Genomic DNA, 23,578 nt, shown 5'->3' on the forward strand with positions numbered 1-23,578 from the left:
CCACCCTCAGCCCGCGCGTCGCCACGCGCTCCACGGCCGCCCGCGGGGCGCTCGTCGTTCCGCCAGGGGGGCTTCCGGCAGGTCGAACCAGAAGGTGCTGCCGCGGCCCGGCGCCGAGCGCAGGCCGATGTGGGTGCCCAGCAGGCGGGCCAGGCGGTCGCCGATGGTGAGGCCCAGGCCGTAGCCGTCGCGGCGCGGATTCTCCGCGTCGGGCAACTGCACGAACTCTTCGAAGATCTGCTGCTGGTGGTTTTCCGCGATGCCGGCACCGTTGTCGCGCACTTCGATGCGCACCGCATGGTCGCGCCGCCGTGCGGCGATCAGCACGCGGCCCATCGGCGCGTTGGCGATCGCATTGCTGGCCAGTTGCAGCAGCAGGCCGGCGGCCAGCTCGGCGTCGCCGTGCAGGCGATGGTGGCTGCCGTGCCAGGTCAGCTTCACGCCGCGCCGGGCGGCTTCCTCGGCCAGCCAGGTGTGGTCGTGCAGGAACAGTTCGGCCGCGCTGAATTCGGCCGGCCGGACCACCACCACACCCGCATCCAGGCGTGAGATTTCCAGCAGGCCTTCGAGCAGGCGCGTCATCGAGGTCACGCTGGCGCGCATGTGCGCCAGCAGGGCCTGCTGGTCCTGGTCGGGGCCGGGATTGAAGTTGGCGGCGAACAGCTGCAGCGCCTGCAGCGGCTGGCGCAGATGGTGGTTGACCAGGGCGATGAAGCGCGACTTGCCGCGCGCCGCCGCGTGGCGCTGGCGCATCACGTCCTGCCGCGCCGAGCGCCAGGCGCGCGGCCAGCCGTCGGCCAGGCACAGTTCCAGCGCGCGCTCCAGCTCGCCGAATTCGCGGGTGGAGGCAGTCACCGCCAGTGGCGGCAGGCGGTCCTCGTCCAGCGCCCGGCGCAGTTCGGCCAGCGGCCGCAGCACGTGGCGGCGCAGCGACCAGCGCGCCAGCCAGGCCAGCAGCAGGATGCCGCAGCCGCACAGCGCGCCCAGCAGCCAGGTCACGGCCTGCGCGCGGCGCACCGGGGTGAGGTCGGCCTGCGCGGTCAGCAAGGGATGGTTGCCGGCGGTACCGGCCAGCTCGCGGCGGTAGTTGCCAGCCTCCTGCTCGGGCAGGGCGCTGCCGCTGGTCCACTCGGGGCCGTCCGGATAGCTCAGGCCGGCCTGGCGCAGCAGGCCGTCGCGGCGGGCTTCGTCGAGCACGCCCTGCGGTGCGGCCAGCGCCTGCTCGACGGCCAGCGCGCCGGCCAGCTGTTCCACCCGCAGCACCGCCCGCGCGTCGGCGCGTTCGCCCTGCATGCTGGCCACCTGGGCGGTCAGCGCGGTGACCAGCACCAGCGAGGCGAGGGTGGCGGGCAGTACCGCATCCAGGAGCAGCCGGCGCAGCAGGGACTCGCTGGCCATGGGCTCAACCTCCGCCGGCACGGCGCCGGCCGGAGATCCCGCCGGGCAGGGCTGGAGCGGGGCACTGCGGCAGGGGCACGGCTGGAGTCGTGGACATGAACGGTCGCGGCAGCGGTTGAAGGCGAGGCGCAATGGGCGCCTGGGGGCCGGTCCGTGGCATGCGACCACTCTAGGCGAGCCCGCCAGGCCATTCGATACGCTGTTCGAACTAGCTTCTCGGCGTATGGACGGGCGGGCTCGTGCATGACGGCGCCATGTTTTGCCGCTACCGTGCCCGGCCAAGGGGCCCGCCGGGCCCGCCCTCGAGGCTCTGGAGATCGCCATGTCGACCCGTTTCCGTCCGTTGTTCGCGCTGTCCCTGCTGTGCCTGGCCGCCTCCGCGGCCGCCGTCGAGCTCCCGGCCAACCTGCCCAAGCGCAAGGCCGGCCTGTGGGAGATGCAGATGGGCATGGCCGGCGGCCAGTCGCAGACCATGAAGGTGTGCCTGGACGAAGCCACCGACAAGGCGATGTACCAGATGGGCGCGCAGATGAGCGGCTCGATGTGCAGCAAGTTCTCGCTCGCCGTGAAGGACGGCGCCGTGGTCGCCGACGGCGTGTGCAGCCTGCCCGGCCCGCAGGGCAACGTGACCATGACCAGCCACAGCGAGACGCGCTTCCAGGGCAACAGCGCCTACAGCACCACCGGCCACGTGAAGTACGACCCGGCAGTGATGGGCCACAGCGAGGCGGACGTCAGCAGCAGCGGCAAGTGGGTCAGCGCCTGCACCGCGGGCCAGAAGCCGGGCGACATGCTGTTGCCGAACGGGCAGAAGGTGAATATCAACGACATGGCGGCGGCCAAGTAGGTCGGGGTGAGCCGCAGGCGAACCCCAACAGGAGCTTGGGGCTCGCCTCACCGGACATCATCGCCATCACTTGCGTTTGTTGGGGTTCGCCTGCGGCTCACCCCAACCTACGGCGACGAAATCGCCAATCGCTTCACCAGCGCCTGGTGATCGTCATCGAGCTTCTTCAACCGCGCATCCAGCGCCGCACTGTTCACCCACTGCGCGCCGAGCGCGCGCCGGCGCTCCAGCGTGTAGGCGATGTCCGCGAACGGCACCAGGGTGTCGTTGCCGGTGGGCGCGAAGCCGCTGATGTCGTGGATCAGCTTGAGCTTGGCCAGCTCCGCCGCGCCGTTCTTGCCCTTGGCGTAGCCGGTGAAGAACGCGGCGATGCGCTGGCGCAGGTCCGGCGGCAGGTCGGTGCGCACGATCACCACCGCATGCGGGATCAGGCTGGACTTCCACAGGATGCGCAGCCGGGCGTACTGCTCGGGAAAGCGCGTGGCGAAACGTTCCAGGTCGGCGGTGTTGTTGGTGGCGACGTCGGCTTCGCGGTTGGCCACCGCCAGCGCGTTGTTCTGGTGGTTGTCGACCGCGACGCTGGCAAAGAAGGTGTCCGAATCCAGCCCGCGGCTGGCGAACAGCTGCGTTTCCGGCACCACGTAGCCGGACACCGACAGCGCCTCGCCGCGCGCATAACGCCAGTGGCCGGGCTGGCGGAAGATGTCTTCGACGCTGTGGATCGGCGAATTCTTGTCCACCAGCAGCACCGAGTAATAGCCGCGCGAACCGTCGCCGCGGGTGAGCTGGGCGAACACGCGCATGCGGTCGCGCGCCACCGCGTCCAGGGCCAGCTTGCCGGAGACGAAGGCGAGGTCGATGCGGTCCTCGGCCAAGGCTTGCGCCAAACCTTCGTAGGTGCTGACCGACAGCGGCCGCACATTGCGGTGCAGGGCGCGCTCCATGTCGTCCAGCATCGGCCGCCAGGCTTCTAGCGACTCCGACGGGCCGCCGATGGGCAGGATGCCGAAGGTGAGCGGACGTTCGTCCGGGGCCGGCGCGGCCACTGCGCCGAAGCCGAGCAGCACACCGGCGAGCAGGCCCAGCGTGCGCAGGAAATAAATCACCTTGGCCGGTCGCAACCGGTCATGCCGTAAGCCTGCGGACCGTCCCTCGCGCAACGCTGTTCTCCCCCGGCGGTCGGCGAGACGAGTCGCCGTGTCGGGGCGGCTCCGCCACCCCGGATGGTGGCGAAGCATACGCCAAGGGCGGCGCGCCGGAAGCGGAGCGCCGCACGTCAGCCGCATGGACGATTCAAAGTCCGCTGATGCGCCGCGAGGCCACCACCGCCTCGACGCGGTTGCGCACGTTGAGCGCGCGGAAGATCGCCGCCAGGTGGATCTTTACGGTGCCCTCGCTGATGCCCAGGTCGCGCGCGATCAGCTTGTTCGGCTTGCCCTGGGACAACAGCCGCAGCACGTCGATCTGGCGTTCGGTGAGCAGCTTGCGCAGGCGCTCTTCCAGCGTGTCGATGCCGTTGGACGCACCGGGCGGCGGCTGCACCGCGACGTGCCGTTCGTCCAGCATCATCGGCGGCACATAGGTGCCGCCGGACAGCACCAGCCGCACGGCCGAAAGCATCACCTCGGGCGAATACGCCTTCGGGATGAAGCCGCGTGCGCCGGCCGACAGCAGTTCCTTCATCAGCCCGGGATCTTCCGAGCCGGACAGCACGATCACCGGCAGCCCCGGCAGGGCGCGGATCGCTTCGAGCAGATGCGCCGTGCCGTGCGCGCCGGGCATGGCCAGGTCGATCAGGGCCAGCTTGAGATTGCGCGCGTCCTCGCTGCGGATCAGGTCGCGCAGTTCGTCGACATCCTGCGCTACGGCGAAATCGGTTTCCGGCCCAAGCTCGGCGAGCTTGAGTTTGACTCCTTCGACGATCAGTCGATGGTCGTCTGCGATCAGTATCCGCATCTCGCTCCCCATGGCGCCGGCATCCTCCCGTCCCTCGCGGCGCGCGCATGCAACATAGTGCCAGCGCCGAGCTGTCGCAACCGCGTTCTGATTCGCCATATGGCCTAGACGCTAGGTGATAGGGGTGTGAACCCGCTGGTGGGGATCGGCACGCCCCGGCCGGTCACGCGCAAGGTCACCATCGCTTCGCGCAACTGCTCCGGCGAGACCGGCTTGTACAGCACCGGAATCCTGGCGGCCATGATGGTGCGCAGGCGGTCGCTGCGCGTCTCGCCGGTGATCAGCAGGCGCGGGAACGGTTCGAAGCCGAGTTCGGCGTAGCGCCGATCCAGCTCGGCCAGCACGTCCAGGCCGTTCTCGTTGTCGCGCAGGCGCAGGTCCGACATCACCAGGTCCGGCGGGGTGATCCAGGTTTCCATCGCTTCCAGCGCCTGCACGCGGTCCTCGGCCACCGCCACTTCGCAACCCCAGCTGCGCAACAGATAGCGGATGCCGGAAAGGATCGCCGGCTCGTCGTCGATCACCAGCACGCGCATGCCCGAGACATCCAGCGCCGCCTGGTCCACTTCCAGCCGCGTCGGATGCTGCGGCGGCACCTCCGGCAGATGGCAGCTGAAGACGCTGCCGCGTCCCGGCGCGGACTTCAGCTGCACGCGCGTGTCCAGCAGTTCGGCCAGGCGCTGCACGGTGGCGAGGCCCAGACCTAAACCGCGTCGCGGCCCGGAGTCGTGCTCGCCATTGCCCTGGTGGTCGACGCGGTAGAACTCGTCGAACACGCGTGCCTGGTGCTCCGGCTCGATGCCGCTGCCGGTGTCCCACACGTCCACGCGCACGGTGCCGTCCTGGCGCCGGCGCGCGACCACCAGCACGCCGCCTTCGTGCGTATAGCGCAGCGCGTTGCTGACCAGGTTGTTGAGGATGCGTGCCAGCATGGTGCGGTCGCTGCGCACCCACAGATGGGTGGTGCGCATCACCAGGCGCAGGCCGTGCTGCTCGGCGATCATGCGGAAGTTGCGGCTGACTTCCTCGAACACGTGGTCGAGCGGGAACTCGCTGATCTCGATCTGCATCGCGCCGGTTTCCAGGCGCGACAGGTCCAGCAGTTCGCTGAACAAATGATCCAGCGCTTCCACGCATTCCTGGATATGCGCGATGCGGTCCAGCCGCACCGGATCGCGTTCGTCCACCGACAGCGACGAAGAGAACAGGGTCAGCGCGTACAGCGGCTGGCGCAGGTCATGCGAGGCGGCAGCGAGAAAGCGCGCCTTGGCCACGCTGGCCGCTTCCAGCGCGGCGTTCTTGCGCGCCAGTTCCATGGTGGCGTGCTCGATCTCCTGTTCCATGCCGCGCTGCACGTCGAACAATGCCGCGGCAGCGCTGTTGAAGCCGCGCTGCAGTTCGCCGATTTCGTTTTCGTCGGTGACTTCCACTTCCACGCGGCGGTCGCCGCGGCCCAGCTTGTGCACCGCGCCGGCCAGGCGGCGCAGCGGCGCGCTGATCCAGCGCGCGGCCTGCCAGCCGATCACCCCGGCAATGAACAAGGCCAGCGCCAGCGCGATCAGCGCATTGCGCAAGCTGGCGCGCTGCGCGGCAATCGCTTCACCCAGGCTCAGGTCGATCAGCACCGAGCCGAGCGCGGGCTGCAAGGGTTGATCGCCGTCCTTGACGTCGCGCACCACGGTCAGCAGGTCGCGCGCGCGGGGAGCGTTGTCGTCGTGGCTGTCGGCCAGGATCTCGCCGTCGGCGGCGCGGATCTGCACGTGCACCACATGCGGCAGACGGCCGACCGATTCGGCGATGCGCTTGAGATCGCGCCGCTGCATGTTGCGGATCGCGTCGGTGGAGACCGAGGCGGCCTGCGTGGCGATCGCGTCGGCGGTGCTCTGCGCCATGCCGCGCAGCGTATTGAGCTGGTAGCGCGTAAGCATCACCACCAGCAAGGCGGCGGTGACCAGGGTGGGGACCAGCGCGATAAAGGCCATCCGCTGCATCAGCGACGTGCGCCGCCACAAGCGTACCGTCCAGTTCGCCCCCGCGACGACCATGTGGTCTTTCCCCGTGCGGCGCTCGGCGCCGGCGCGGTGAGCCTAGCGCGAAACGGGGGTGATGGAGCTAGTCGGCTTGAGGAGGTAGCCCGGATGCCTTTCGCGAAGCTGAGGCAGCCTTGTGCAGCCTGCCGCGCAACAGCCGTTCGAGCAGCAGCGGCAGCAGCGCGAGCAGGCCGATGCAGCCCAGCGAGAGCAGGATTTTCGGCTGCAGCAGCACCGAGCTGTCGAAGTGGCCATGCGTGCGCGCGAGCGCCTCGCCCAGGCCGGCGCCGATCGAGGTTTCGAAGATCAGCGACACCGTGCCACCCAGCCAGCTCGCGCCGAGAAACAGCCACAGCGGACAGCGCAGCCAGGCCAGGCACACCGTGATCAGCCCGAACGGCGCTACCGGCACGAAGCGCAAGAACATGGTGTACGCCACCGGATGGCGTTCGAAGCCGTGGTGGATGCGTTCGATCAGTGCCGGCGGATGGCGGCTGCCGTTGCCGAAGGCGTAGCGGCTGGCCAGGTACAGGATCAAGGTGCCCAGGGTCATCCCGATCGACGCGTAAGCCGTGCCTTCGAGCGTACCGAACACGAAGCCGCCGGCCAGGATGATCAGCAGCGTGCCGGGCACGCCGGTGGACATCGCCAGCGTCAGCACGCCGATAAAGACGATGCGGCTGAGCCAGGGGCTGTCCGCGACCTGGGCGCGCAACTGGTCCTGGTGCTGCACCAATTGTTCCGGATGCAGCTGGTCGAACGCGCCGGAGCAGAACAGCACCACGCCGGCGAGTACCAGCAACACCAGCGGCAGCGCGGCGCGCAGGCGGCTCACGAGGGGCTCAGTAACTCTGGCCGCGCGCGCCGTAGGCGGCCAGCACGGCGCGCGCTTCGTCGCGCAGCACGTCGCGGCGTACCGCGATGCCGCGGCGTTCCAGTTCGCCGACCCAGTCGGCGGGCAGCGGGCCTTCGTCGAACGCGGTCAGCTCCATCACGTCTTCGGCGCGCGCGCCGATCAGCAGCTCGTCCACACCGGCCCACACGGTGGCGCCGTAGCACTGGCAGCACGGCTGCGCGCTGGTGGCCAGGATGTAGCGGCCGCCGTCGGCGTTGAGGCGGAAGCTGGCCATGCGCTGCTGCGCGGCCATGTAGGCCATCATCTCGGCGTGTGCCACCGAGCAGGACTGCGGCACCACGCGGTTCACGCCGACCGAGATCACGCGGCCTTGCCCGTCGAACACCGCCGCGCCGAACGGGCCGCCGAGGCCGTGCTCGATGTTGTGGCTGGACAGCTGGATCGCCAGGTCCACGCGTTCCTCGTCGGTGAGGTAGCGCTTGCTGGTGTCGACCAGATCGCCCAGCCATGGCGGCAGGGTCAGGTGGATCTGCAGCGGTAGCATGCTCAGCCTCCCTGCTTGGCCCAGGTGTCGCGCAGCGTCACCGCGCGGTTGAACACCGGCTGCTCCGCGCGATGCTCGATGCGGTCAGCCACGAAATAGCCGATGCGCTCGAACTGGAAGCGCTGCTCCGGCGCGGCGGCGGCCGCGGACGGCTCCACCCAGGCCTGCACGATGCGCTTGGCGTCCGGATTGATGTGCTCGATCCAGCTCTTGCCGTCGCTGTCGTCATCCGGCGCGGCCACGTTGAACAGGCGGTCGTACACGCGCACCTCGGCGGCGACCGCATGGCGCGCGCTGACCCAGTGGATGGTGCCCTTCACCTTGCGCTCCGCGCCGGGCATGCCCTGGCGCGAGTCGAGGTCGAGCGTGCAGCGCAGTTCGATCACGTTGCCGGCGGCGTCCTTGACCAGTTCCTCGCACTTGACGATGCCCACGCCGCGCAGGCGCACCTCGCCCTCGGGCTTCAAACGATGGAAGCCCTTCGGCGGCACCTCGGCGAAGTCGTCGCGCTCGATCCACAGCTCGCGCGCGAACGGCACCTCGCGCGTGCCGAAGCTTTCGTCCTTCGGGTGATTGGAGAAAACCAGGGTTTCCTCGTGCGCTTCCGGCAGGTTGGTGATGGTCAGCTTGAGCGGGTCGAGCACGGCAAGGCGGCGCGGCGCGGCGCTGTCGAGGTCCTCGCGCACGCAGTTCTCGAAGATGGTGTAGTCGATCACGCTGTTCTGCTTGCTCACGCCCAGGCGCTCGATCAGCAGGCGGATGCTGGCCGGCGTGAAGCCGCGGCGGCGCAGGCCGCGCAAGGTGTTCATGCGCGGATCGTCCCAGCCGTCGACCAGGCCTTCGTTCACCAGCTGGGCGAGCTTGCGCTTGCTGGTGATGGAGTAGCTGAGGTTGAGGCGCGAGAACTCGATCTGGCGCGGCTTGGCCGGCTCGGTCTGGAAGCCGCCTTCGCGCAGGTGGGTCCATAGCTCCGGATGATGGGCCAGGTCGACCTTGTCGACGAACCAGTCGTACAGCGGGCGGTGGTCTTCGAATTCCAGCGTGCACAGCGAATGGGTGATGCCTTCCAGCGCGTCCGAAAGACAATGCGCGTAGTCGTACATCGGGTAGATCGGCCAGGCGTCGGCGGTGTTCTGGTGCGCGATGCGGCGGATGCGGTAGATCGCCGGGTCGCGCATGTTGATGTTGCCGGAGGCCATGTCGATCTTCGCGCGCAGGGTCTTGGCGCCATCCGCGAACTCGCCTTCGCGCATGCGGCGGAACAGCTCCAGGTTCTCGGCCACGCTGCGCTCGCGGTGCGGCGAATTGCGGCCCGGCGCGGTGAGCGTGCCGCGGTAGTCGCGCATCTCCTCTGCGTTGAGGTCGTCGACGTAGGCGTGGCCGTCCTCGATCAGCTTGACCGCGGCGCGGTAGAACACCTCGAAGTAATCGGAGGCATGGCGCAGGTCGTGCCACTCGTAGCCGAGCCAGCGCACGTCGTCCTTGATGCCCTCGACGAACTCGGGGTCTTCCTTGCCGGGGTTGGTGTCGTCCAGGCGCAGGTTGCACCAGCCGGCGAATTCGCGGGCGATGCCGAAGTTCAGGCAGATCGCCTTGGCGTGGCCGATATGCAGGTAGCCGTTGGGTTCGGGCGGGAAGCGCGTGCGGATGGCGTGGTGCTTGCCCGTCGCCAGGTCGTCGCGAATGATCTGGCGCACGAAGTCACGCTGGCCCTCCGCCGGGGCGGTGCTGGTGGACGTGGTTTCGGCGGCGGCGGGTTCGGTCGACATCGGGCGGGGCTCGCGGGTGATGGGCTGAAACAGCCGAGTTTACCCTGTCCCCGCCGGATGCCGCTGCAGCCGCCCCTCAGACCGTCGCGGGCGTCACCGGGCTGCCGCCGCCGCGGGCGGGCGCCACGCAGACGCGGTTGCGGCCCTGCGCCTTGGCCCGGTACAGGGCCAGGTCGGCCTGGCGCATCCAGGCGCCGACGTCGCGGGCGTCCTCGCCGACCGAGGCCACGCCCAGGCTGATCGTCCATGGAATGTGCGGGTCGCCGCGCTCGGGGCGGCTGTTCTCGGCCAGCAGGCGGATCCGCTCGGCCACCGCGCTGGCGCGCTCCAGGTCGGTTTCCGGCAGCACGATGCCGAACTCGTCGCCGCCGAGGCGGCCGGGCGTGTCCACGTCGCGCAGGCCGCGCTGCAGCAGGCGGGCGAGATCGCCCAGCAACTGGTCGCCGGCGGCGTGGCCGTGGCGGTCGTTGATCTGCTTGAAGCCGTCGACGTCCAGCAAGATCAGCGCGGCCGGCCGCTGGTTGCGCTGGTAGCGCAGCCATTCGACACCGACCGCTTCCAGCCAGTGGTTGCGGTTGCTGAGGCTGGTGAGGGCATCGGTGCGGCTGAGCTGGTCCAACTGGCGGTTCTGCTGGCGCACTCTTTGCGCCAGGGTGAAATTCACCATGCTCATCCACACCGGGTAGATCATCAGCATCGGGATGCTGGCGACGACATTCAGCGTGGTCGACACCGGTTGCAGGCGAAAGCCGTCCAGCCACCACACCGCCAGGCACACCGCGGCCTGCAGCGCGAGCGACTTCAGCACCAGCCGCAAGCCGCCGGCGCTGATCCGGTCCATCGCCATCATCGCTATCAGCAAGGCGCTCGGCAGCAGGTTGAACTGCATCAGCGCGACCCAGGCGCCGCCCATCGCGGCGTCCACCACCAGGTTGCCGTGTTCGGTTTCGATCGGGCGCGGCGAGCGCGAGGCCAGCAGATGGGCCAGATGCGGCCAGACCAGCGCGTTGACACCCAGCAGCGCCCACAGCCACCAGGCGGCGTGCAGCTGGTAGAGCACGCTGGCGACGGGCAGCGCGCCCAGGCCGAGGCCGAGCAGGCGGAGGCGGTAGACCCGCGTCACGAACCTGAGGTGTCCTTCACTCGCCGCCTTCGACATTCAGCCTCTTCCCCTAAAGAGCCGCCATCTTATCGATGACCTTAGTGCAGCCTACCCATGGTTGCCACTAGGCCGCACGGCCGGCCGGCAAGCTCTTGCGGCCCCGGCGGACGGGGGGTAGCGTGCCGGCCATGCGCATTGCCTACCGAGCCGAGACCCTGATCGACGCCCATCTCGTGAAGGACGCGCTCGAACGCGCGGAAATCCCCGCCTTCGTGGCAGGTGAATACCTCACCGGTGCGGTGGGCAATCTGCCGGCGCTCGACTACGTCGCGGTACTGGTGCCCGAAGCGAGCCTGCCCGCCGCCGTGCTGGTGGTGCGCGAGGTGGAGCGCGATCTGGCCGATGCGCGCCTTGCGCTGGACGAAGACTTCGCCGACGACGGGGCGCCTTCGTTCATGCCGGCCTGAGCGGCCTCCCGCGTTATGCTTGCGCGCTCCCTTTTGCACAGGCAGCGCGCGTTCCCATGGACTCGAGCATCCGACAGATCGAGGCGCTGATCCGCGCCGTTCCCGATTTTCCGCAAGCCGGCGTGGTGTTTCGCGACATCACGCCCCTGCTGGCCGACGCCGGCGGCTTCGCCCGCTGCATCGACGCGCTGGCCGAGCCCTGGCAGGGCAGCGGGGTGCAGGCGGTGTGCGGGATCGAATCGCGCGGCTTCATCTTCGGCGCGGCGCTGGCGCAGAAGCTACACGCCGGCTTCGTGCCGCTGCGCAAGCCGAACAAGCTGCCGCCGCCGGTGGTGTCGGTGGACTACGCGCTGGAATACGGCAAGGACCGGCTGGAGGCACGTAACGATGCGCTGCGTCCGGGCGAAAGGGTCTTGATCGTCGATGACGTGCTCGCCACCGGCGGCACCCTGGACGCGGCCTGCCGGCTGGTGGACATGCTTGGCGCGGTGCGCGTGGGCACCAGCGTGGTGATCGAGCTGGAAGCCTTGCAGGGCCGCCAGCGCCTGCCCGGAAATACGCCGCTGCACGCCTTGTTGCGCTACTGAACGGTGGCGCGGTGACGTTGAGAAGCACGCCGGTCGACGCCACTTAATCCACTCTCGAACGCAGGAGTCTCCACATGCTCGGTATCGGTGCCTGGAAACAACGCTTGCCCCGCCGCGAGGACGCGCTGCCCGGACGCGCGCAGCCGATCGCGCCGCCTTCCGCCCATCACGTGCACGGCCGGCCGCTGACGCCGGACGCCTTCCCCGGCAGCGAGGTGCTGCAGCTCGGCATGGGCTGCTTCTGGGGCGCGGAGCGCAAGTTCTGGCAGCTGCCCGGCGTGCTGACCACGGCGGTCGGCTATGCCGGCGGCTACACGCCCAACGCGACGTATCGCGAAGTCTGCTCGGGCGAGACCGGGCATACGGAAGCCGTGCAGGTGGTCTACGACCCGGCGCAGGTGAGCCTGGATACGCTGCTGCGCACGTTCTGGGAGAACCACGACCCGACCCAGGGCATGCAGCAGGGTAATGACGTGGGTACGCAGTACCGTTCGGCCATCTATACGTCCACGCCGGAGCAGCGCGAGGCGGCGGAGGCGTCGCTGCAGCGCTACCAGGCCGAGCTGGATCGTGCCGGGCACGGGCGGATCACCACCGAGATTGCCGATGCCGGTCCGTTCTATTACGCGGAGCCGGAGCATCAGCAGTATCTGTCGAAGAATCCGGCTGGTTATTGCGGGCTGGGTGGGACAGGGGTGTCCTGCCCGATTGGCCTAGCCCAGGCCTGACAACCTGCCCCCTCTCCCCGCCGGGGAGAGGGTTGGGGTGAGGGGTTGGGTGTGAGGGTCGCTACAAGCTCAAAAGCTTTTCCTCGCTCCGTTGCAGCGGTATCGCTAGAGCGCCCCCTCATCCGGCTGCCGCCACCTTCTCCCCGCAGGGGAGAAGGCTTTGTTTACCGAACCCCGCGCGAAAGCCTCGCTTTCCAATAACCCCACAACGTCGGGTGATACCACTGCTTCGACGTCCCTTCGCCCGCGTGCGGCGCGATCCGGCCTTCCGCCACATCACCCAGCGCCGCCTTCATCAACGGCAACGCCGCCGCCAACTGCAACACCGGATAGGTGGCAAAGCTGTCGCCTTCTTCCACCTCGATGCGCACCTGGTAAAGCACGCCGCCGGTATCGACACCCTCATCCACCAGATGCACGGTGACGCCGCAATGTTCCCGATCGTCGTTGACCAACGCCCAGTAACCGCCATGCACGCCGCGATAAGCCGGCGTAATGCCCATATGCGTATTGATAAACGGCGCATTCACCGCCGCCAGCAGCTTCTTCGAAAGGATGCGGGTGCCGTTTACCACCACGGCCTGCGGCGCGAGCTTCTTCAATAGTGATGCCACACGCTTATGGTTGGCACTGCCGACGCGGGTAACCGCGATCTCCGGTATCGGCGAATCCGACAAGCCATGCCGCTGCATCAACACCGCGATGCGCATGCCCGCGCCACGGGCGAGCAGACGGCTATACACGATGAAGCAGAATTGCCCGAAGGTTTCCAGCCAGCCCAGCGTGCGCGCCCGATGGCGCAGCATCTTCCATGCGGAAGGCTTGCGTTCGACGATCACGGCGACGATCTCGAACTCCTCGCGCAAGCCGTTGTACATCGCGCTGGTCGACCAGCCTTCGCCGGCGAGCAGGGCGATCCTAGGCCTGGGCGGCATGCAGGTTCTCCAGCAGCTCGGCCACCTCGCCCATATTGAGCGACTGCATGCCGTAGCGTTCGCGCAGGTAGCCGTAGTAGCCGAGCACTTCGGTGAGGCAGGCGAGATTGTGCGCGGTGTCCGCACCGAAGTTGTGCGGATGCCACCACAGATGGAACAGCCGTTTGCCGGTGGCCGCGTCGAGCATGGCGCGCTTGATGCGGCGCATGCGCAGGCTTTCCAGCAGCGCCAGTGTGCGCGAATAGGGGCGCAGGAATCGGCTCGATGGAATATTGAACGGGCGGCTGCGCGCGCAATCCTGCAGCGCGTAGGTGTGATAGCCGCTGAGATTGACGTAAGAGTCGAGCAGGCGCGAGGCGCGCACGATCAGGTTCTGCTCGCGCTGGTTGCGCGGCGTATAGAACGCAGCGTTCTCGTTGCCGCGGTAGCAAGCGATGCCAAGTTCGTCGAGCACGGCCAGGTATTGCGGATTGCTCTGGTTGCGCGGGAACACCAGGCTGGCGGTGGGGATGCCGTGCTTTTTGGCCGCGGCGAGCGCCGCCTTGAGATCGGCGCGGAAGGCTTCGAGCGTCTGCCCGTCTTCCAGGCAGTAGTAGTGCGAGAACGTATGCGTGCCGATTTCCTGCCCGTCGTAATCGCGGATCAGCTGGACCATCTCCGGCGCGAAGTGGAAACGGTCGTCGTCGGTACCCCAGGCGTGTTCCTGCAGGTAGCGATACGAAGACAACTGCTGGCGGCGATAGTCCGGCAGCACGTCCGGCAGGTTGCGCTGCAACTCCTCGGCATCCTTGTAGAACAGGAAGCCCAGGGTGGCCCAGGTGGCATGGATGTCGTGTTCTTCGAACAGCTCCAGCATGCCGCGGATGGCTTCGCGCTCGCCGCGCAGGTTGGATTCGTAGCTCTCGATGCTGCGCGCGTCGCGCACGCCCCAATAGAGCTCGAGATCCAGCGAGACGGTGAAGATGCCCGGCATTGTCTGCACTCAAACCTCGTGATCTGGTTCGCCGCCCAAGTCCTGCCGTGCAATCGGCTGCCGCGCCGCTTGCGGCGGCGTGTGACGATCCGGCAGTCCTTCTGCCCCCCTTTGTTCGGCCTCGAGGCGTGCATCGGGCGAACAAGCTCACGGATTGTTCGGGCCGAAATATGAAGGTTTGATGAGGGGGCGAGCTCGAGCGGATTCGCCGTTTAAGTGCCCGTTTGTGTGCGGCCGCACATCCTGCCTGGACAGGCTCTTACGCCGGTTTAAGAGGCTGCGCGCGCGCGGCTCGCCGGTTTCGATTCGTTAAGTTCCGGCCGCAGCAGCTCGGGCGGCATGCTGCGGATCACCTCGGCGAAGCGCTGGAGAAAGTTTCCGACCGAGGAACTCTTGCGCCAGACCAGCGCGATCCGCCGGCTCGGCGGCTGGCCGGCGAATTCCACCAGGTGCACGTTGTCGGTGCGCGCCACCGGCGGCTTGATCGCCAGCGTGGGCAACAGAGTGATGCCGACATTGGCGGCGACCATCTGGCGCAGCGTTTCCAGGCTGGTGGCGCGGAAACCCGAACGTTCGCCCGCGCCGGCCAGGTGGCAGACCTCCAGTGCCTGGTCGCGCATGCAATGGCCGTCTTCCAGCAACAGCAGGCTTTCGTCTTGCAGGTCGGCCAGCTTGAGGCGAGTTTTTTTATGCGCCAGCGGATGGCTTTCGGGCACTGCCAGCACGAACGGTTCCTCGAACAGGAACTCGCTATGCAGGCTGTCTTCGTGCAGCGGCAGCGCGAGCACGCCGACGTCCAGCGAACCTTCCCGCAGCATGCGGATGACCTGCTCGGTCTTTTCCTCCACCAGCAGCAATTCCAGCCGCGGAAAACGCTGGCGCACCAGCGGCACCAGGTGCGGCAACAGGTAGGGGCCGAGGGTAGGGAAGATCCCTAAGCGCAAGGTGCCGGATTCCGGGTCGCGCGTGCGCTGCGCGATGGCTTTGATCTCGTCGATCTCCGACAGCACGCCACGCGCGCGGCGGGCAATCTCGCGGCCGGTTTCGGTCAGCAGCACCTTGCGCGGCGTGCGCTCGACCAGCGACACGCCCAGTTCGTCCTCCAGCTTTTTGATCTGGGTCGACAAGGTGGGCTGGCTGACGAAGCTGGCCTCGGCCGCACGGCCGAAGTGGCGATGTTCGGCCAGGGCGACGAGGTACTGGAGATCGCGCAGATTCATGAGATCGGCCGGGCTGACGAGGCAATAGCCAGAATCTATCACGATCATGAGAACAATCAATTAGAACAATATGACGCAGATGCCTAATCTTCGCCTCAACACAGCTTGCTCCACCCGCGCGCCACTCTTGCCCTCCCCCCGCAGGCGCGCGGTTCTCCCACCGGCGGCGAAGACCCCTTCGCCGCCGGTTTTTTCATGTGCTTGTTCGTGCAGGCCAATGCTGCGCAGCAGCGGGAAAGCCATGTCTTCTGGCACTGTGTCCGAAGTCATGCCAGCTCCTAGCTTGCAAGGCTCTTTGTGTCCCCTGGGGAAATTCTCATGCGTCGTCTCGTCCGCCCGCTCGTACTGAGCGTCCTTGCCGCGTCCTGCGGTGCCGCTCTGGCCGCAACCCCCGCCGCCTCCGATCAGCCGCAAGGCAAGCTGCCGCGCTGGGCGATGCCGGAGTCCTATCAACTGGCGTTCAAGGTGGACCCGAAGCAGCAGGATTTCACCGGTACTACTTCCATCAAATTGAAGTTGGAACAGGCCTCCGACCATATCTGGATGCACGGCCGCGAGCTGAAGGTGAGCAAGGTCACCATCACCGATGCCAAGGGCAAGACGCACGCCGGCAAGTACGTGGAAGCGGCGCCGAAGGAAGGCGTGGTGCGCATCGACCTCGGCGGCACCATGCAGCCGCAGGAACTGAGCGTGGCGATCGAATACACCGCGCCGCTCAACCAGCAGCTGCAGGGCTTGTACAAGGTCAGTCACGAAGGCCAGCCGTACGCGATGACGCAGATGGAGCCGATCAGCGCGCGCTTCGCCTTCCCCGGTTTCGACGAGCCCTCGTTCAAGACCACCTTCGATCTGAAGCTGACCATTCCCACCGATGAAGTCGGCATCGCCAACACCAAGCAGCTGAAGGAAGAGAAGGCCGGCGCCGGCTGGAAGACCCTCACCTTCGCCACCACCCAGCCGCTGCCGACCTACCTGGTGGCGTTCGGCGTGGGCCCGTGGGATGTGGTCAATGGCCCGACCATCCCGGCCTCCGAATACCGCAAGCAGGCCACCGACCTGCGCGGCATCGCCGCCAAGGGCGAAGGCCACCGCATGCAGCATGTGCTGGGCGAGACGCCGAGCATCATCAAGGCGCTCGAAGACTATTACGGCTTCGGCTATCCGTTCGACAAGCTCGACCTGCTCGCCGCCCCGGACTTCTCCGCCGGCGCGATGGAGAACCCGGGCCTGGTCACTTTCCGCGACTGGCTGCTGTTGCTGGACAAGGATTCCGCCGCCCAATACGTGCGTGGCTCGTTCAACGTCACCGCGCACGAGCTGGCCCACCAGTGGACCGGCGACACCGTGACCATGGGCTGGTGGGACGACCTGTGGCTCAACGAGGCGTTCGCCACCTGGATGCAGCAGAAGGTCACGCAGAAGGTGCATCCGGAATACCGCGCCGATCTGGACCGCGTGCGCGGCGCACAGGGTGCGATGAACGGCGACAGCCTGGTCAGCACGCGCAAGATCCGCCAGCCGATCACCGGCAACGGCGATATCGAAACCGCCTTCGACGGCATCACCTACCAGAAGGGTGCCGCGGTGCTGGGCATGTTCGAGGGTTATGTCACCGAGCCGGTGTTCCAGAAGGGTATGCGCGGCTATATCCAGGAGCACAAGTTGGGCAACGCCACCGCCGAAGACCTGATCGACTCGATCGCCAAGGCCGCCGACAAGGGCGAGGACTTCAAGAACGCGTTCAAGAGCTTCCTCAACCAGCCGGGCGTGCCCTACGTGCAGACCAAACTGGCGCAGGAAGGCGGCAAGACCGTGCTGCACCTGAGCCAGAGCCGCTACCTGCCGCTGGGCAGCACCGGCGATGCCAACCATCTGTGGGGCGTACCGGTGTGCGTGCGCTACGCCACCACCGATGGCAGCAAGGTCGCCTGCGAACTGCTCGACAAGGCGCAGGGCACCATGGCGCTGCCGGGCGCCACCGCGCAGAGCTGGGTGATGCCCAATGCCAACGGCTCGGGCTACTACCGCTTCAGCATGGACAAGGGTGACCTGGCCAAGCTCGGCAAGCAGATCGGCAAGCTGGCCGATGCCGAGCAGCTGGCCTACGGCGATGCGGTGAATGCCGCCTTCCGTCGCGGCGATATCGACGCCGGCTCCGCGCTGGCCGCGCTCAAGCCGCTGACCGCGTCGAAGGTGCGCGAGGTATCCACCGCGCCGATGAACACCTTCGGCTGGATCTACGACCAGGTTGCGGTCACCGATGCGCAGCGCGCCAAGCTGGTGGCCTGGGCCAAGTCCTCGTATCTGCCGGAACTGCAGAACCTGGGCTACAAGCGCAAGGACGGCGAGCCGGACGGCGATTCCCTGCAGCGCGCCACCCTGGCCAACTTCCTCGGCCTGGACGTGAAGCTGCCGGAAGTGCGTGCCGAATTGCTCAAGCAGGGCGACGCCGTGCTCAAGGGCAAGGCCGATGGCAGCCTGGACTTTGCTGCCGCCGACTCCAACCTGCTCGGCAGCGCCCTGGGCGTGGCGGTGCAGGAACACGGCAAGAGCGCGGTCGATGCACTGATGGCGCAGTTGCCGAAGGTCAGCGATCCGGCACAGCGCAACGCGATCCTGGCGGGCCTGGCCGAAGCCGATGACGCCACGCAGGCCGAGCGCGTGCGCGACCTGTCGCTGGACAAGTCGGTGAAGGTGGGCGAGATGGCCGCGCTGCTGCGTGGCAACCGCGACACCCAGGCCGGCCGCGACGCGGTGTGGAAGTGGTCGGTGACCAACTACGACAAGATCGTGGCGCGCACCGGCAGCTTCGCCGGCGGTCGCCTGCCGGGCCTGATGGGCGGCGGCGGCTGCTCGAAGGCCGAGGCGGATCGCCTGCAGGAGTTCTTCAAGACCCGCGCCAAGGACGTCACCGGCGCCGAGCGCGGCCTGGCCCAGAACACCGAGGCCACGCTGCTGTGCTCCGCGCTGAAGGCCAAGCAGGATCCGGCCGCGATCCTGCGTTGATCGATCAGGGTTAAATGTCACGACAGAAGTGACCAACCGGGTGGCGCAAGCCGCCCGGTTTTTTTTCGCCCGGCGCCAACCCCGGCCCGCGCCTCCCCGCGTTGCACCCTGCACGGCGTTGTCACCGATGGCGCCGTTCCACCACACTGCGTCGCGGCCACTGACGGCCCAAGGGAGACAGGTATGCGTCGATGGGGATGGCTGTTGGGTCTGTGGGCGCTCGCGGCGCCTGTGCTGGCGCAGGATGTGCCGCCGCCGCTGCGCGATTGGCAGGCTTGGGTGCTGCACGACGTACCCCAGCATGGCTGTCCGTTCCTCGCCAACCAGGGGCCGGGCAATGTGCAATGCGCCTGGCCGGGGCGGCTGGGCATCGACGCCGGCAAGGACGGCGGCCGCTTCTCCCTCGATGTGCACGTGGATGCGCCCAGCTGGGTGACGCTCCCCGGTGACGCGCGCAACTGGCCGCAGCAGGTGACGGCGGGCGCGAAGGCGCTGGCGGTGCTCGATCGCGGCGGCACGCCGGCCGTGTGGCTGGAACCGGGCGACTACAACATGCATGGCACGCTGCCCTGGACGTCGCGGCCCGCGCGCCTGCGCGTGCCGGCATCGATCGGCCTGGTCGCATTGAACGTGGACGGCGCCGCGGTCACCCGCGTCGAACGCAACGGCGACCAGCTCACGCTGGGCGAGGCGGCGGAAGCACAGCGCGCGGCCGATGCACTGTCCCTGCGCGTCTATCGCCGGCTGGAAGATGGCCTGCCGTCGACGCTGGAAACGCATTTGCAGATCAATGTCACCGGCAGCGCGCGCGAGCAGTTGCTCGGCCCGGCGCTGCCGGAGGGTTTCGTCGCTACTGCCTTGAGCAGCGACCTGCCGGCACGGCTGGAGAGCGACGGCAAGTTGCGTATCCAGTTGCGGCCGGGCCAGTGGAACCTGGACCTGACCTCGCGCGGTACCGATGTGCTCAAGCAGGTGGCGTTGAAGCTGCCGGCCGAGCCGTGGCCGCGCCAGGAAGTCTGGAGCTACCAGGACAACACCGACCTGCGCAGCACGCGCGTGGAAGGCCAGGCCACCGACGCCGCACAAGCCGGCGTGCCGGATGACTGGCGCGAACTGCCGGCGTTTGCGCTGGATGACAACCAGGGCCTTACCGTCGAGCAGGGTACGCGCGGCAGCGAAGGCGGGCAGGGCGACCAGGTGCAGGTGCAGCGTCAGATCTGGCTGGACTTCGATGGGCGCGGACTCAACGTCAGCGACCATCTCAGCGGCACGTTGCGCAAGAGCCAGCGCCTGGACGTGGGTGCGCCTTGGCAGTTGCAGCGCGCCGCGCAGGGCGAGACGCCGCTGCTGGTCACCGGCGGCGAGGGCGGGCGCAGTGGCGTGGAACTGCGCGAATCGCAATTGAACCTGAGCGCGGGCCTGCGCCTGCCGCACGGCGGTGCGCTGCCCAGCGGCGGTTGGCAGTTGCCGTTGGAGAACATCGAGGCGACCTTGCATCTGCCGTACGGCTATCGCCTGCTCGGCGCGTCCGGCGTGGATCGTTCGCCGGATTCGTGGATCGCGCAGTGGAGTCTGCTCGATCTGTTCGTGGTGGCTTTGATTGCCTTGCTGGCGGGCCGGTTGATGGGTTGGCCGTGGGCGTTGCTGGCGATCGGTTTCCTTGCCTTGTCGCAGCACGAATCCGATGCGCCGCGCTGGACGCTCGGGGTTGCCTTGGCGCTGGCTTTGCTGGCGCGCGCCTTGCCGGAAGGCAAGCTGCGGCTCGGTTCGCGCATCGGCGCGGGTGCCGTGTTGGCATTGGCGGTGCTGTGGTCGCTGCCGTTCGCGGCGCGGCAGATGGATTACGTATTGCATCCGCAGTTGGAAGAGGGCAGTACGGGAACGGTTGCCTGGATCGCGCCGAAGCCGACCTCGGCGCAGGCGGAGATGGATCGGATGGATCAGGCGTCGATGGCGCGCCAGGCCGCCCCCGCCGCCGCCATCGAAGAGGAGTCCAGCCAAGCCGTGGCGGCGCCGCCACCGCCGCTGCCGGCGCCCGCGGCACCACCCTCTTACGATGCGAATGTCTCCGAGGGTTACGTTAGCAAGGCGAAAAGCCTGAGCAGCGTCACGGTGACTGCGGCGAGGATCCCTCCCGGCAATCGCTTCTCGCAACAGGCCGACACCCGCAACATCATCCAGGCTGGCCATGGCGAGCCCGGCTGGAACGTCGGCAACAACTATCACCTCGGCTGGTCCGGCCCCGTCACAGCGGAACAGACCACGCGGCTGGTGATCGCGCCGGCATGGCTGGTACGGCTGTTGCGTTTCGCGATGCTGGTGCTGCTGGCGGCCTTGCTCGCGCGCATCGTGCTGCGCGTGTTCCGTCCGGCGGATGGCGGCACGCCGCGCTGGCCGTTCGGCCGCGCCAGCGCAGCGCTGCTGCTGATCGCGCTGGTGCCGCAGATCACGCATGCGCAGGACGCGCTGCCGAATGACGCGCTGCTGCAGCAACTGCGCCAGCGCCTGACCGAGGCACCGAAGTGCGTGCCGAACTGCGCCGCGGTGGCGTCCGCGCAGATCCAGGCGAACGGCGATCAGATCGACGTCGATCTTGAGTTGCATGTGGGTGCGCCAGTGGCAGTGCCGCTGCCGCAGGCCGATGCGTCCCTGCAGTTGCAGAGCGTCGGCGTCGATGGCCATGCCGATGCGGCCCTGGCGCAGCGCGGCGAGCAGACGCTGGTGCGGATCGAGCGCGGCGTGCATCGCCTGTCGCTGCGCTACCGCGCGGTGGCAGCCGATACGGTAAGCCTGCGCTTCGCACTGCATCCGCAGCGCGTGGGTTTCGCCGGGCAAGGCTGGGCGATCGACGGTGTCGACGAAGGGCGCGCCCTGGGCGACAGCCTTTCGCTGCACCGCGTGCGCGCCGGCGCGGATGGCAAGGAGGTCAGCGCCAACAGCCAGACCTTCCCGCCGTACGTCACGGTGCAGCGCGTGCTGGCGCTGGGCGTGGACTGGACGGTGGAAACCACGGTGACGCGGGTTGCGCCACGCGACGGCGGCTTCAGCCTCGACCTGCCGCTGCTGCCTGGCGAGCATCCGCTGGGTGACGACATCCGCGTGCACGACGGCCGCATCGGCGTGACTTTCAACGGCAATCAGGGCGAGGTGAGCTGGACCAGCCGGCTCGATCACGCCGACAAGCTGGAACTGAAAGCTCCTGCATTGGGCGAGCGTGCGGAGTACTGGGAAGTACAGGCCGCGCCGATGTGGCATGTCGATGGCGAGGGCGTGCCGCCCAGCCAGAACGATGGTGCCTTGGCCTTCCGGCCGCTGCCGGGCGAGGTACTGCAGTTGGCGGTGAGCCAGCCCAAGGCGGTCGCGGGCGACAGTCTCGCGTTCGACTCGCTGGAGCTGGACAGTGCCGTGGGCGATCGCGCCACGGAAACCACCATCAAGTTGCTTGCGCGCAGCACGCGCGGCGGCGAGCACGTCATCGCGCTGCCGGCCGGGGCGGAGCTGCTGGAAGCGAAGCGCGACGATGAAGCGCTGAGCCTGGCGGTACGCAACGGCAAGCTGAGCCTGCCGCTGCTGCCCGGTCCGCACCGCTTCGAGCTGCGCCTGCGCGAACCGCGCGGCATCGCCGCCGCAACGCGCAGCGCGGAACTGGCGCTGGGCGCGCCCGCGGCGAACCTGTACCTGGGCGTGAACCTGCCGGAAGACCGCTGGGTGCTATGGACCTGGGGCCCGACCGCCGGACCGGCGGTGCTGTATTGGTCGCAACTGGTCGTACTGCTGCTGGTCGCCTGGCTGCTGGCGCGCTACGCGCCGACGCCGCTGCGCTTCCATCACTGGCTGCTGCTGGGCCTGGGCTTCTCGGCTTTCGCCTGGAGCGCGTATGCGCTGGTGGTGGTATGGCTGATCGCGCTGGGCCTGCGCGCACGCCGCGCACCGCCCGAGCGGCTCGGTGCGGTGGGCTTCAACCTGCTGCAGATCGCGCTGGCCTTCTTCACCGTGATCGCGCTGATCGTGCTGATCTCGGCGGTGCCGAAGGGACTGCTCGGCCTGCCGGACATGCACGTGGCCGGCAACGGTTCCAGCGCATGGCATTTGCGCTGGTTTGCCGACCAGACCACCGACGTGCTGCCGCGCGGCGGCGTGTTCAGCGTGTCGCTGTGGGCCTACAAGATCGCCATGCTGCTATGGGCGCTGTGGCTGGCCAATGCGCTGATCGGCTGGCTGCGCTGGGGCTTCGAGGCGTGGACGCGCGAAGGCTACTGGCGCAAGGGCGAACCGAAGGCGAAGAACCCGTCCGGGACGCCGCCCGAGCTGCCGCCGCAGCCGGAACGTCACGATGCTTGATGTGCGCGGCGCGCTTGCAGCGGCCACGCAGCGCCTCGGCGAACGGATCGATGCCGAGGCGCTGCTGCTGCACGCACTGGACAAGCCGCGCGCCTGGCTGATCGCGCACGATACCGATGTGCTGGACGACGCCACCCGCGCGGCCTTCGAGGCGATGGTCGCGCGGCGCGAGGCGGGCGAGCCGGTGGCTTACATCACCGGCCGCCGCGGCTTCTGGTCGCTGGAGCTGGAGGTCACCGCCGCCACGCTGATCCCGCGGCCGGAAACCGAATTGCTGGTCGAACTGGCGCTTGAGCGGTTACCGCCCGATCGTCCGTGTCGCGTGGTGGACCTGGGCACCGGCAGCGGCGCGATCGCACTTGCCATTGCCAAGGAACGCCCGCGAGCCGAAGTGAGCGCAGTGGACCTCAGCATGGAAGCGCTGGCCGTTGCGCGCGACAACGCGCAACGGCTTGGTCTTGAGCGCGTGCGCTTTGTGCACGGGACATGGATGACACCGTTGTCTGGCGAGCGCTTCGAGCTGGTGGTCTCCAACCCGCCGTATATCGAAGCCGCCGATCCGCACCTCGAGCAGGGCGACCTGCGCTTTGAACCCCCCGGCGCGCTGGCCTCGGGCGCGGATGGACTGGACGCGATCCGCGAGATCGTGGCGAACGCGCCGGCGCATCTCGACCCCGGCGGCTGGCTGCTGTTGGAACACGGCTGGAACCAGGGCGCGCCGGTGCGCGCACTGCTGCAGCAGGCCGGCTATGCCGAGGTTTTCACCGCTACCGACCTGGAAGGCCGCGAACGCGTCTCCGGCGGCCGCCGCTAGCGCTG

19 protein-coding genes are annotated in these 23,578 nt (G+C 68.2%); 7 read left to right on the forward strand and 12 right to left on the reverse strand.

The annotated features are described in order from the left end of the window. Positions 1-6: 6 nt before the first annotated feature. Positions 7-1,398, reverse strand: a complete 1,392-nt coding sequence (locus tag AB4083_RS13945) for a sensor histidine kinase (protein ID WP_441608605.1) — start codon at positions 1,396-1,398, stop codon at positions 7-9. 322 nt (positions 1,399-1,720) lie between these two features. Between AB4083_RS13945 and AB4083_RS13950 the strand changes: the two genes are divergently transcribed. Next, positions 1,721-2,245 carry a DUF3617 domain-containing protein gene (locus AB4083_RS13950; protein WP_441608607.1) on the forward strand — a complete coding sequence of 175 codons (525 nt, stop codon included), beginning with the start codon at positions 1,721-1,723 and terminating at the stop codon, positions 2,243-2,245. 107 nt (positions 2,246-2,352) lie between these two features. Here the strand turns inward: AB4083_RS13950 and phnD are convergent, their stop codons facing one another. The 7 genes from phnD to AB4083_RS13985 all read right to left on the reverse strand — a co-directional run bounded on the left by phnD (position 2,353) and on the right by AB4083_RS13985 (position 10,523). Beyond that, positions 2,353-3,366: a phosphate/phosphite/phosphonate ABC transporter substrate-binding protein gene (gene phnD, locus AB4083_RS13955; RefSeq protein ID WP_441608609.1), complete on the reverse strand. Its 1,014-nt coding sequence runs from the start codon at positions 3,364-3,366 to the stop codon at positions 2,353-2,355. A 172-nt stretch (positions 3,367-3,538) separates the two neighbouring features. Next, complete coding sequence (locus tag AB4083_RS13960) at positions 3,539-4,201, reverse strand: LuxR C-terminal-related transcriptional regulator (RefSeq protein ID WP_441608611.1); 663 nt, start codon at positions 4,199-4,201, stop codon at positions 3,539-3,541. Positions 4,202-4,305: 104 nt separating this feature from the next. Next, the gene (locus tag AB4083_RS13965) at positions 4,306-6,246 is read right to left on the reverse strand and encodes an ATP-binding protein (protein WP_441608613.1); all 1,941 of its coding nucleotides are present in this window, start codon (positions 6,244-6,246) and stop codon (positions 4,306-4,308) included. A 67-nt stretch (positions 6,247-6,313) separates the two neighbouring features. Continuing rightward, positions 6,314-7,066, reverse strand: coding sequence for a TVP38/TMEM64 family protein (locus AB4083_RS13970; protein WP_441608615.1), 753 nt, complete (start codon positions 7,064-7,066; stop codon positions 6,314-6,316). A 7-nt stretch (positions 7,067-7,073) separates the two neighbouring features. Beyond that, a complete protein-coding gene (locus tag AB4083_RS13975) occupies positions 7,074-7,631 on the reverse strand; it encodes a nucleoside deaminase (RefSeq protein WP_441608616.1) in 558 nt (185 codons plus the stop codon). A gap of 2 nt (positions 7,632-7,633) precedes the next feature. Beyond that, the gene (locus AB4083_RS13980) at positions 7,634-9,400 is read right to left on the reverse strand and encodes a glutamine--tRNA ligase/YqeY domain fusion protein (protein WP_441608618.1); all 1,767 of its coding nucleotides are present in this window, start codon (positions 9,398-9,400) and stop codon (positions 7,634-7,636) included. Between the two features lie 76 nt (positions 9,401-9,476). Then, positions 9,477-10,523 carry a diguanylate cyclase gene (locus AB4083_RS13985; RefSeq protein WP_441608619.1) on the reverse strand — a complete coding sequence of 349 codons (1,047 nt, stop codon included), beginning with the start codon at positions 10,521-10,523 and terminating at the stop codon, positions 9,477-9,479. A 167-nt stretch (positions 10,524-10,690) separates the two neighbouring features. On the opposite strand from AB4083_RS13985, the gene AB4083_RS13990 reads away from it, so the two are divergent. The 3 genes from AB4083_RS13990 to msrA all read left to right on the forward strand — a co-directional run bounded on the left by AB4083_RS13990 (position 10,691) and on the right by msrA (position 12,284). Next, positions 10,691-10,969 (forward strand): putative signal transducing protein, encoded by a 279-nt coding sequence (locus AB4083_RS13990; RefSeq protein WP_441608621.1) that lies wholly within the window; start codon positions 10,691-10,693, stop codon positions 10,967-10,969. Between the two features lie 56 nt (positions 10,970-11,025). Beyond that, positions 11,026-11,556 carry an adenine phosphoribosyltransferase gene (locus tag AB4083_RS13995; RefSeq protein WP_441608623.1) on the forward strand — a complete coding sequence of 177 codons (531 nt, stop codon included), beginning with the start codon at positions 11,026-11,028 and terminating at the stop codon, positions 11,554-11,556. Positions 11,557-11,630: 74 nt separating this feature from the next. Next, entirely contained in the window at positions 11,631-12,284 is a 654-nt protein-coding gene (gene msrA, locus AB4083_RS14000; protein WP_441608625.1) for a peptide-methionine (S)-S-oxide reductase MsrA, read from the forward strand. A 164-nt stretch (positions 12,285-12,448) separates the two neighbouring features. Here msrA and AB4083_RS14005 read toward each other — a convergent pair whose 3' ends face one another. From AB4083_RS14005 to AB4083_RS14020, 4 genes are all read right to left on the reverse strand, one after another. Next, a complete protein-coding gene (locus tag AB4083_RS14005; RefSeq protein ID WP_441608627.1) occupies positions 12,449-13,219 on the reverse strand; it encodes a formyl transferase in 771 nt (256 codons plus the stop codon). Further along, complete coding sequence (locus AB4083_RS14010; RefSeq protein ID WP_441608664.1) at positions 13,203-14,192, reverse strand: polysaccharide deacetylase family protein; 990 nt, start codon at positions 14,190-14,192, stop codon at positions 13,203-13,205. Before AB4083_RS14010 ends, AB4083_RS14005 begins: the two co-directional genes overlap by 17 nt. 269 nt (positions 14,193-14,461) lie before the next feature. Beyond that, positions 14,462-15,412, reverse strand: a complete 951-nt coding sequence (gene oxyR, locus AB4083_RS14015) for a DNA-binding transcriptional regulator OxyR (RefSeq protein WP_441608629.1) — start codon at positions 15,410-15,412, stop codon at positions 14,462-14,464. Between the two features lie 60 nt (positions 15,413-15,472). Beyond that, positions 15,473-15,682, reverse strand: a complete 210-nt coding sequence (locus AB4083_RS14020) for a hypothetical protein (protein ID WP_441608631.1) — start codon at positions 15,680-15,682, stop codon at positions 15,473-15,475. A gap of 48 nt (positions 15,683-15,730) precedes the next feature. On the opposite strand from AB4083_RS14020, the gene AB4083_RS14025 reads away from it, so the two are divergent. The 3 genes from AB4083_RS14025 (at position 15,731) to prmC (ending at position 23,573) form a co-directional block, all read left to right on the forward strand. Further along, positions 15,731-18,418, forward strand: a complete 2,688-nt coding sequence (locus AB4083_RS14025) for a M1 family metallopeptidase (RefSeq protein WP_441608633.1) — start codon at positions 15,731-15,733, stop codon at positions 18,416-18,418. A gap of 183 nt (positions 18,419-18,601) precedes the next feature. Further along, entirely contained in the window at positions 18,602-22,759 is a 4,158-nt protein-coding gene (locus AB4083_RS14030; RefSeq protein ID WP_441608635.1) for a hypothetical protein, read from the forward strand. Further along, positions 22,752-23,573, forward strand: coding sequence for a peptide chain release factor N(5)-glutamine methyltransferase (prmC, locus tag AB4083_RS14035; RefSeq protein ID WP_441608637.1), 822 nt, complete (start codon positions 22,752-22,754; stop codon positions 23,571-23,573). Before AB4083_RS14030 ends, prmC begins: the two co-directional genes overlap by 8 nt. Positions 23,574-23,578 lie beyond the last annotated feature (5 nt).

The sequence above is a fragment of the Dyella sp. 2RAB6 genome (assembly GCF_052115385.1).
Taxonomy (GTDB): Bacteria; Pseudomonadota; Gammaproteobacteria; order Xanthomonadales; family Rhodanobacteraceae; genus Dyella_D.